Annotated in this window: 9 protein-coding genes, 1 tRNA gene and 1 pseudogene; all 11 read left to right on the top strand. The window is 60.6% G+C overall.

All coding sequences use genetic code 11. The features are described 5' to 3' along the window. A pseudogene (locus ACT8II_RS06240) lies at window positions 1-881 on the top strand (6-phospho-alpha-glucosidase); the annotation flags it as partial. Between the two features lie 107 nt (window positions 882-988). Next, entirely contained in the window at window positions 989-1,228 is a 240-nt protein-coding gene (locus ACT8II_RS06245; protein ID WP_118652361.1) for a hypothetical protein, read from the top strand. Window positions 1,229-1,283: 55 nt separating this feature from the next. Next, a complete protein-coding gene (locus ACT8II_RS06250) occupies window positions 1,284-1,982 on the top strand; it encodes a MurR/RpiR family transcriptional regulator (protein WP_443813365.1) in 699 nt (232 codons plus the stop codon). Further along, a complete protein-coding gene (locus tag ACT8II_RS06255; protein WP_118652365.1) occupies window positions 1,982-2,767 on the top strand; it encodes a helix-turn-helix domain-containing protein in 786 nt (261 codons plus the stop codon). The genes ACT8II_RS06250 and ACT8II_RS06255 overlap by 1 nt, the downstream gene beginning before the upstream one ends. Before the next feature lie 222 nt (window positions 2,768-2,989). Beyond that, window positions 2,990-4,252: an MFS transporter gene (locus ACT8II_RS06260; protein WP_443813367.1), complete on the top strand. Its 1,263-nt coding sequence runs from the start codon at window positions 2,990-2,992 to the stop codon at window positions 4,250-4,252. Window positions 4,253-4,376: 124 nt separating this feature from the next. Continuing rightward, the gene (locus ACT8II_RS06265) at window positions 4,377-5,027 is read left to right on the top strand and encodes a QueT transporter family protein (protein WP_407496706.1); all 651 of its coding nucleotides are present in this window, start codon (window positions 4,377-4,379) and stop codon (window positions 5,025-5,027) included. A gap of 83 nt (window positions 5,028-5,110) precedes the next feature. Beyond that, window positions 5,111-6,295 carry a glycosyltransferase gene (locus ACT8II_RS06270; protein ID WP_118652369.1) on the top strand — a complete coding sequence of 395 codons (1,185 nt, stop codon included), beginning with the start codon at window positions 5,111-5,113 and terminating at the stop codon, window positions 6,293-6,295. A 59-nt stretch (window positions 6,296-6,354) separates the two neighbouring features. Beyond that, complete coding sequence (locus ACT8II_RS06275; protein ID WP_407496708.1) at window positions 6,355-7,701, top strand: histidine kinase; 1,347 nt, start codon at window positions 6,355-6,357, stop codon at window positions 7,699-7,701. 71 nt (window positions 7,702-7,772) lie between these two features. Continuing rightward, complete coding sequence (locus ACT8II_RS06280; protein WP_118652371.1) at window positions 7,773-8,507, top strand: LytR/AlgR family response regulator transcription factor; 735 nt, start codon at window positions 7,773-7,775, stop codon at window positions 8,505-8,507. Continuing rightward, window positions 8,507-8,962, top strand: a complete 456-nt coding sequence (locus ACT8II_RS06285) for a YfcE family phosphodiesterase (RefSeq protein ID WP_118652373.1) — start codon at window positions 8,507-8,509, stop codon at window positions 8,960-8,962. The genes ACT8II_RS06280 and ACT8II_RS06285 overlap by 1 nt, the downstream gene beginning before the upstream one ends. Before the next feature lie 86 nt (window positions 8,963-9,048). Beyond that, window positions 9,049-9,126 (top strand) — tRNA-Asp (locus tag ACT8II_RS06290). Window positions 9,127-9,243 lie beyond the last annotated feature (117 nt).

A 9,243-nucleotide genomic window follows, 5' to 3' on the forward strand; every position in this document is an offset into this window, starting at 1 on the left:
CCACCAAGCGCGTCTTCCCCGGCGACAAGCGCATCATCAACATCTGCGACATGCCGGTCGGCATCATGAACCAGTACGCGGATGAGCTCGGCGTCCCCCGCAACTCCATCGAGGCCCGTTACTTCGGCCTGAACCATTACGGCTGGTTCACCGCCATCCTGGACAAGAAGACCGGCGAGGACTACCTGCCGCGCCTGCGCGAGATCTTCTCCGAGGACCTGCCCGAGGACGCCTTCTCCGACATCGATCCCAGTTGGTCCGCCACCTTCCACTTCATGCGCAAGATGGTCCGAGAGTGCTCCGACGGCATGATGCCCAACACCTATCTGCAGTACTACCTGTACCGCGATCACATGCTCGCCCACGAGGACCCCAACCACACTCGTGCCGACGAGTGCATGGAGGGCCACGAGAAGCAGATCTTCGAGATGGTCGAGGAGGTCATCGCCAACGGCAAGCTCGAGGGCACCAAGCACGCCTTCACCATCGAGAGCCTCAAGGACGACGACCACGCTTCCTACATCGCCGACCTGGCCTACGCCATCTCGCACAACACGCATGACGTGTTCCTGTGCATGACCGAGAACACGGGCATCATCCCCAACTTCTCCGAGAGTGCCATGGTCGAGGTTCCCTGCATGATCGGCGCGAACGGCGTGGAGCCCCTTAACGTCGGCGAGATCCCGACCTTCCAGAAGGGCCTGCTCGAGAACCAGTTCGCCTACGAGAAGCTCACGGTGGACGCGTGCCTGGAGGGCAGCTACCGCAAGGCCCTCGACGCGCTGACCCTCAACCGCCTGGTGGGCGACACCGATCGCGCCCGAGCCCTTCTCGACGACTACATCGAGGCCAACAAGGGTTACTGGCCCGAGCTGAACTAGCTCATGAGGGCGCGGGGTCGCGTTCCCCTCGACACGGCACGGAGTCGATGGGGGCGGCCTCGCGCCTTTTTGTCCGGTGGGCGCCGTCCCAAAGAAGGGAATCTGCAATGAACAAGGTGCGCGACCTTTGGAACCAATACGAATGTCTGGCGCCCAGGCGCAAGGTGGGGATCGCCCTGGAGATCGCGGCAGGCATCTGGTACCCTCTCGCGGGCATCGTCCTGTGGCTGTTCTTCAAGATCCGCAAGTCCGCGCCCGTGTTCAGGGCAGCGCCGCTTTCCGGCGCCGTCCTCTCCCTCGCGCTCTTTACGGTACAGTTCTTCGTGGGTGCCGCACTTACCGCATAGTCATATGGGTAATTCGGGGCGCCGGGGGCACACCGCAGTCGAAGGGGCAGGGCACATGGTCGGGTTGACGCCGCTTGAGCATGACATTATCCAATTGCTCACGCAGCATATCTCCTGCAACGAGGAGATTTCCCTCACCGAGCTCGCCGAGGAGTGTCATGTTGCGAAGAGCACCGTGGTCAAGGCGGTTCAAAAGCTGGGATACGGCGGATTCGGCGATCTGACGTACAACATCCGCCTGAACGCCCAGAGCGCAGGCGGCCTTCTTCCCCGCAGACCCGTCTCAGGTGATGTAGATGACCAGGTCGACCGGCTCTCCCGCCTGCTCTGGTCCTGCCGGGACAAGCACAGCATCCTGTTCTCCGGCGACCATCGCATCGGGGCGCCGCTCTCGTCGTACATGTGCCGCAAGCTCGCCATGTTCGGGATCTTCGCGAGTGCGTCCTATGACTACCTCATGGTCGAGCACCATGCCCTCGACCCGGGGACGGCGATATTCTTCTTCCACCGAGAGCTGCCGGGGCGAGCGAATTGGGGCCAGACCTCCGGGTACGGCGAGGGGATGCTGCGCGCCGCGCGCGATGCGGGATTCTCAATCGTGGCGTTTTCCGACGACCCGGAAAAGTCGACACGAGTGCAGGCTGATCTTTGCATCGCGATTGATAGTCGGGATGATGCGGGCGGGGATCTATACATGACGCGCGTTCTTATGGTGTTCGAGATGGCTCTCGCGCGCATTTCAAAGGGGCTGTAATGCTGCAGGATAACGAGCGGATCGTGTATGCGGCCGTGCGGGACTTTGCCAAGAGGGGAGAGCGACCGACCATCGCCGCTGTTGCGCGCATGACTGGCGTGCCGCGTTCGAGCGTCGCACACGTCGCTGATACGCTTGGCTATCATGGCTGGATTGATTTCACTACGCAACTCGTTAGGTACTTCTCCTCGTTTCAACGTGAGGATGCACTTTCCGATAGTGTTCAGCTTGTGGCATCGGTCCTATCCGTCAATCGGGATCGTCCCGTATTGATTGACGCGATTGGCGATGCGGAAGTATTCATCCAGATAGGCCTGTTACGGATGTGTGAAGTGGGTTTTCACGCAATGCCGTATGGACCCGGTGTGGTTGAGGCACTATCACCGTATCCGGAAAAGATGTCTAAGAGGTTTCTGGATAAGGATGATGCTGCGGCAGCACCGTCAATGCGCGTGCTGAAGGGTGGCACCGGGATTGTTGGTCCTGACATTGCGACGCAGCCTGCTGCCGCGGGCGTCCTCATCGTGGTCAACGAAAGCGGCATGTCCCTGCTGCCAACCTGCCTCAAGGCGGCGAGCGGCGGGTTCGACATCATCGCCATAACGGCGAGCCACGACACCCCCGTCTCCAAACTCGCAAAGGTCAACGTCGTGATTAAGAACAACAAGTCGACCCCCGAAGCCTACGAGCCCAACTACTTCGCCGCCGGCGTCCTGGCGTTCATGGAGCGAGTGTTCAGCAGGGTTTCGCAACGGCCTCTATGCTCTGAAAATTGCAGTATCTAGCTGGGCGATCTGCAAAATACGAAAATATTAACGGTCAAAACCTGCAAAATTCCGATATGTGTAGTCGCCGTACCCAGTTTGCTGGTCTGGACCGCTACGAGCTCTTTACCGGCACTTGGCGGAATCCTGACCTGAGCGACACGCGTGCTGCCGTATCATGCACTTATCTATGTGTTGAGACCCCGCGCACAATCGTGGCGGGGGAAACGGGGAGTTACCGCCATGGCACTCAAATACACCAAGCTCGAGCGCAACTGGGTCATGTATGACGTGGGCAATTCGGCCCTTGTGTTGCTGAACACCTCGGTCGTGCCCATCTACTTCAACGCCATCAACACGGGCGCGCATCCAGCCGAGTTGGTGACTGCTTGGGCGAATGCGCAGACCATCGCCTCGCTTGTGGTTGCGCTGCTTATGCCCATTCTCGGCTCCCTTGCCGACTACGCGGGCAACAAGATCAAGTTCTTCACCGGCTTTTTCCTCACCGGCTTGGTGCTGTGCCTTGCCCAGGCCATCCCCATGAGCGCGGCGGTGTTCCTGGTGGTGTACGTGCTGTGCACCATCGGCCTCAACTCATCCATGACGTTCTACGACGCCATGCTCACCGATGTCACCACCGACGAGCGCATGGACTCCGTCTCGAGCTCCGGCTATGCATGGGGCTATGTGGGCTCCACCGTCCCGTTTATCCTATGCATCGCCCTCATCTTTGGCGGGCCGAGCATCCTTGGCCTCGATACCCTCACCTGCACGCGTTTGACGTTCCTCATCACGGGCGCATGGTGGCTCGCGTTCACTATCCCGCTGCTGCGTACGTATAAGCAGCGTTTTGGCAAGGAGCGCGAGGGCGGCGCGGCAGGCGTTCTGCACAATATCGCCCTCACCCTCAAGGGCCTGCTCACCACCATGCGCCGCATTGCGCACGATCGCGTGCTGCTCGTCTTCATGGTCGCGTTCTTCTTCTACATCGACGGCGTCCATACGGTCATCTCCATGGCCACCAGTTACGGCGCGGCTCTCGGCATCGATTCCACCCAGCTCGTGCTCGCGCTGCTCGTCACGCAGTTCGTGGCATTTCCATCCGCCATCATCTACGGCAAGCTCGCCGGACGTGTGGGCACGTTGCAGATGATCATCGTCGCGGTCGCCGCTTACGTGGGCATCGTGCTGTTCGCCGCGTTCTTCCTCAAGACGGCCGTGGAATTTTGGATCCTCGCCATCTTGGTCGGCATGTTCCAAGGCGGCGTCCAGGCGCTTTCGCGCAGCTATTTTGGAAAGATCATCCCCAAGGAGCGTTCCAACGAGTATTACGGCTTCTTTGATATCTTTGGTCGGTACGCTTCTGTTATGGGAACTCTGCTAGTATCTGTCGTGACCTCGCTCACGCATGATCCTTCTTTAGGAGTGCTTTCCATCGGGATCTTGCTGGTTGTGGGCTTGGTCATGCTAGTAAAGCTCTCCCGAATGCAGGCGGCGCGCGCATAAGACGTCCGGCCTGTATCCCGCGGCACGCATCTCACGCACCGGCCGCCCGGGCGAACACATACCACCTTACGGAGGGTTTTGCTGGCGTCAGTAAAGCCCTCCGATTTTGTAGAAGGTGGAGAACATGGGCACAAAACAACAGGTTTCTAAAACGGCGGCCTCCGCACGGGAAAAGGTCGCGGGCGCGGGATGGTCGCGCGATCCGCATTATATTGCGCGCGTGGGGATGATCGCCGCTGCGTATGCGGCGTGCACGCTGATCACCATGATGTTCTTGGGGAGCCTCGCATGGGGTCCCGTGCAGTTCCGCGTGAGTGAGGCGCTGTGCGTGTTGGCGCTTTTTACCCCCGCGGCGGTTCCCGGGCTCACCCTGGGCTGCATCATCGCCAACGTCGCCAACATCGCGCTCTCGGGGACTGGCATGCTCGGCATGCTCGATGTGGTGTTCGGCTCACTTGCCACGTTCGCCGGTGCGCTGTTCACCTGGAAAATGCGTGAGCGCCCGCTCATTGCGCTTGCCGGCCCCGTGCTCGCGAATGCGCTGATAGTCCCCGCGTACCTGCCGTTGCTCCTGCAGGGAATCGGCTTCTATACTATTCCGTTCACGTCCATCTCGCTTGATGGCGCCTATCCGTTCATGTATGCCTTCGGGTTGGTGACCACCGGCTTGGGCGAAGCGGTTATCATGTACGTGTTGGGGTACCCGCTCTCGCGCTCTCTGGCAAAAACACCGTTCATCAAGCGCGAACTTGCTCAGGTGGGTACAACTAGGTAAAAGATGCGGAAGAGGCGTCGCGTTCCCTCACCAACTGCGCGGTGCGCAGATGTCCTCCCGTGAGTTTCCGGGGAGGGGGCTGCATGAATCCGACAATCGTCATTCCGAGTTACTGGGCAGGCGGACCCGCCGAGCTCAAGTCGCCGGGGGCGTACGACCATTCGTCGGACCTGTCGGCCTCCCGCCCCGAACTTGATCGCTGCTTGGCTTCTCTCGAGCAGGTCCGTCATCTTCCGCGCGTCATCGTGCTGCTGGTATGTCCTCAGCAGGAGACCGAGCGCATCGCGCATCGCGTACGGGACATCATCGATGAGCACCCTACGGTCGACGTGACCCTCGTCACCAATCGCGAGGCATCGTTCATCATGGATCGAGTGAGCCGGATAGCCCCCAATGTGCGCGGAGAGACTGTCTCGCTGCGAGGGTACGGTGCCATACGCAACATGGGTCTTGCCTGCGCGGCCATTCTCGGCCACGACGTGGTGGTGTTCTTGGACGACGACGAAGTGGTTCTGGCGCCCGACTTTATGGACAAGGCCCTGTACGGGTTGGGGCACGAGACGCGTCAGCGTCTGCCCATCCTGGCCAAGAGCGGCTATTTTTACAACAAGGCTGGCTCTCCCCTGGCCGACACCGGCAAGAAAAACGGAATCACCTATCGGTGGTGGACCAAGCGTATCGAGTTCAACCGCTGGATGGAGCGCGCCCTTGCGGGGACGCGCATCTCGCGCTCCAACTACGTCTGCGGCGGTTGCTTTGCCATCCACGCGCGTGCGTTCAAACGCGTGGCGTTCGATCCCTATATCACGCGCGGCGAGGATTTGGACTATCTGTTCAACATGCGCTTGCTGGGAATGGATGTGTGGTTCGACAATGCTTGGGTGGTCAAGCACTTGCCGCCGAGCCAGGTGGAAGAATCCCCGCGCTTCATGCAAAACGTTTATCGCTGGTATTACGAGCGCGCCAAGCTCGCGAGCGCCTCGCGCCGTCCCGATATCAACTCGGTGACCGCCGCCTCGCTCATGCCGTATCCCGGTCCGTGGATTTCGGGAGGTCTAGATGAACGCGTGCGCAAAACCGCGCTCATCCGTTCTATTTTCACCTGCGAGCACCGGGGCTATTGGCACATCTATCGCCGTGGGATTGAGGATGCGCGCGAATACGCGGCTGCCCATGAGACCGATTACCTCAGATTCGTCAGTTTTTGGCCGAGTATTATGGGCGGGCTCGCGGGTGACGAGCGCCTGGTCGCCCTTTTGGAGCGTTGATGACCGAGAATACATCGTCGGAGCACGAGGGCTCCCGGTGCCCACAGAGCTTTGAGGGAATGACCCAGGGCAGCTATCGAGCGGGAATGCTCGACGCGAACGAGGCGCTCAGGCTGCTCGCCGCCCTCGTGGTGTTCAGCATGGTCGGGTTCTTTGGTTATGCAATCCTCAACGGTGTGGAGACGGTCACCACCGTTGCCGCGCTCGTCCTGCTCGTGTGCTTTACGCTTGCGTTCATCTATGTGTTCTTTAGCCCCGATACCCTGCGCTCGCAGTACACGGAGCAAACGCTCGCCGTTGCTTCGGGCATGCTCGAGGACATTACGGGCGGTCTTACGCGCGAGAGCGCCGAGGAGATATGCTGCCGTCTGTTACCCGAGACGCGCGCCATGACCATCGCGGTCACTGACCGAGAGAAGGTGCTTGCGTGCGTGGGCGAGCTCGCCGATGACTTCCCTGCGGGCTCCCCGATTCACACGCCCACGACGCGCTATGTCATCGAGCACGGCATCGTGCAGTCGTTCACGAGCGACATGGACGTCCGCGGCGAGCGCGGGAGCAGGCGCAGCATCCCCGCGGGTATCATCGCACCGCTCAAGATCCGCGGACGTGCCGTGGGAGCCCTCAAGTTCTATTACCGTTCGCCACGGCACGTCAATCGCACGCAGTACGCCCTCGCCTCTGGCTTTGCCGAGCTGCTCTCCACGCAGCTTACCGTATCTGAGCTTGAGCGCCAGGCAGAGCTCACCGCGCGCGCGGAGGTTCGCGCCCTCCAAGCCCAGATCAACCCGCACTTCCTGTTCAACACGCTCAACACCATCGCGTCGCTCACGCGCACCGAGCCGTTACGGGCACGCGAGTTGCTCCGCGAGTTCTCCCAGTTCTACCGCGCAACTCTCGAGAACTCCGGTCAGCTGATTGCGGTCAAACGCGAAATCGCTCAAACGCTGCGGTATCTCAAGTTTGAGAAGGCGCGATTTGGCGAGGACCGCGTTTTGGTCGAAGTCGATGTGGACGAGGACGCCGAGGATGTCCTCATCCCCGCATTCGTGATCCAGCCGCTGGTCGAGAACGCCGTGCGCCATGCCATGCCGGACGAGGGTCCCCTTACGATCCGCATCGCGGTCGAGCGGGCGGGGGAGAGTGCCGTGTCGATTCTCGTGTCCGACGACGGTGTGGGCATGGACGAGCAGACGGCCATGCGCTTGTTCGACCGATCCTTGTCGGCGCCGGACCCCAATGCACCACAGGGCGGTGGAGCCGGCGTGGCCATGCACAACATCTCCGAGCGCATCAAGCGTTTCTACGGTCCCAAATCGCGTACAAGCGTGGAGTCGACTCCGGGGGAGGGCACCACGATTTCCCTTCACCTCGATCTTGAGGGTAGTATGTATGACGAAGGGTAGAATAGGAGCGGACCGTACGGACGGCGCTTCTCGCCGGGTCTCACTCACAGTATGAAAGGTTATCGATAGGTATGCTACGTGCGATGATCGTTGACGATGAGGCACCCGCTCGTTCCGAGCTGCGGTTCTTGCTCGAGCAGACGGGCAAGATCGGCTCCATTATCGAGGCGTCGAGCGTCCGCTCCGCCATTGAGATGCTCATGGAGGCGCGTGTCGATGTGGTCTTCCTTGACATCTCCATGCCCGGGGCTTCGGGACTCCAGCTTGCCGAGGCGCTCTACAAGCTCAAGAACCCGCCGGCGATCGTGTTCGTGACCGCGTACAGCGATCATGCCGTCGAGGCGTTCGATGTGGATGCCGTCGACTATCTCATGAAGCCCGTGGAGGAGGCCCGCCTCGATCGTGCGATCGAGAAGGTCATTGCCCGTGCCAAGCCCGTCGCCACTGCGGAGCCCACTTCCGCCAAGCCCACCAATATCGAGCGCATCCCGGTGGAAAAGGGCGGCCGCAAGGTGCTCATTCCGGTCGACCAGATCCGTTTCATCATGGCGAAGGACGACTACTCCTGCATTTTCACCGAAGACGACCGTTATCTGTCCACGACATCGCTCGCACAGTTCGAGTCCAAGCTCGGGGAGTTCGGATTCTTCCGCGTCCATCGTCGCTACATCGTCAACCTCGCCAATGTCGAGGACGTCGAGACGGTGCCCTCGGGCGCCATCCAGCTCGGCGTGAACGGCGTTGACGAGCGCATTCCGGTGAGCCGCCGGCGCGTGGTGCCGCTCAAGAAGGCGTTGAACCTGTAATGGAGCGGCGTGTCGACATCATCTCCGATACCCATGGCTACCTCGCTCCGGAGCTGCTGCGCGCCATCGAGGGATGCGACTTGCTTATCCACGCCGGCGATATCACATCCGAGAGCAACTACGCGGAGCTCGAGGTGAGCGTTCCCGTTCTGCGCGCGGTTTTGGGCAACAACGATGGTTACTACAACTACGGCCCCGATGTGCCGCGTGTGAACGAGTTCACGTACGAGGGGGTTCGGTTTTCGGTGGCGCACTACGCCGAGGACCTGCCGTTGGCGAGCTCGAACGTTGCGGTGTGCGGTCATACGCATCGGCCGCGCATCGACCGGGTGCATGGGTGTCTGGTGATCAATCCCGGGTCGGCATCGCTGCCGCGTGGCAGACGGGAGGCCTCCATCGCACGGCTTATGGTCGAGGACGGCCGCGTGCTATCTGCCGAGATCATCGACTTATAACTTTTTTTGAAAAAAGTTCTTGCGTGTGAAGTTGAAGTCTGTGTATACTAATCCCCGCAGCAAGGAGCACACGCGAATTGCCGCCTGGGGAGTTAGCTCAGTTTGGTTAGAGCGCCGGCCTGTCACGTCGGAGGTCGCGGGTTCGAGCCCCGTACTTCCCGCCATCGCAATCAAAGCCTCGTCGCAAGACGGGGCTTTTTGCGTTTGTGGTAGAGTTGTGAAGCGATGAATCTGCGCGAGGAGGGGCAGTACAGACCTTTCTCCAAATGCATCAAACACGC

This window comes from Collinsella sp., assembly GCF_052346665.1.
Classification (GTDB): Bacteria; Actinomycetota; Coriobacteriia; order Coriobacteriales; family Coriobacteriaceae; genus Collinsella.

Excerpts from the sequence above, each read along its gene's own strand:
- ACT8II_RS06275 (WP_407496708.1), top strand. The coding sequence starts at position 6,355 with ATGACCCAGGGCAGCTATCGAGCGGGAATGCTCGACGCGAACGAGGCG.
- ACT8II_RS06270 (WP_118652369.1), top strand. The coding sequence starts at position 5,111 with ATGAATCCGACAATCGTCATTCCGAGTTACTGGGCAGGCGGACCCGCC.
- ACT8II_RS06250 (WP_443813365.1), top strand. The coding sequence starts at position 1,284 with ATGGTCGGGTTGACGCCGCTTGAGCATGACATTATCCAATTGCTCACG.
- ACT8II_RS06280 (WP_118652371.1), top strand. The coding sequence starts at position 7,773 with ATGCTACGTGCGATGATCGTTGACGATGAGGCACCCGCTCGTTCCGAG.
- ACT8II_RS06260 (WP_443813367.1), top strand. The coding sequence starts at position 2,990 with ATGGCACTCAAATACACCAAGCTCGAGCGCAACTGGGTCATGTATGAC.
- ACT8II_RS06285 (WP_118652373.1), top strand. The coding sequence starts at position 8,507 with ATGGAGCGGCGTGTCGACATCATCTCCGATACCCATGGCTACCTCGCT.
- ACT8II_RS06245 (WP_118652361.1), top strand. The coding sequence starts at position 989 with ATGAACAAGGTGCGCGACCTTTGGAACCAATACGAATGTCTGGCGCCC.
- ACT8II_RS06255 (WP_118652365.1), top strand. The coding sequence starts at position 1,982 with ATGCTGCAGGATAACGAGCGGATCGTGTATGCGGCCGTGCGGGACTTT.
- ACT8II_RS06265 (WP_407496706.1), top strand. The coding sequence starts at position 4,377 with ATGGGCACAAAACAACAGGTTTCTAAAACGGCGGCCTCCGCACGGGAA.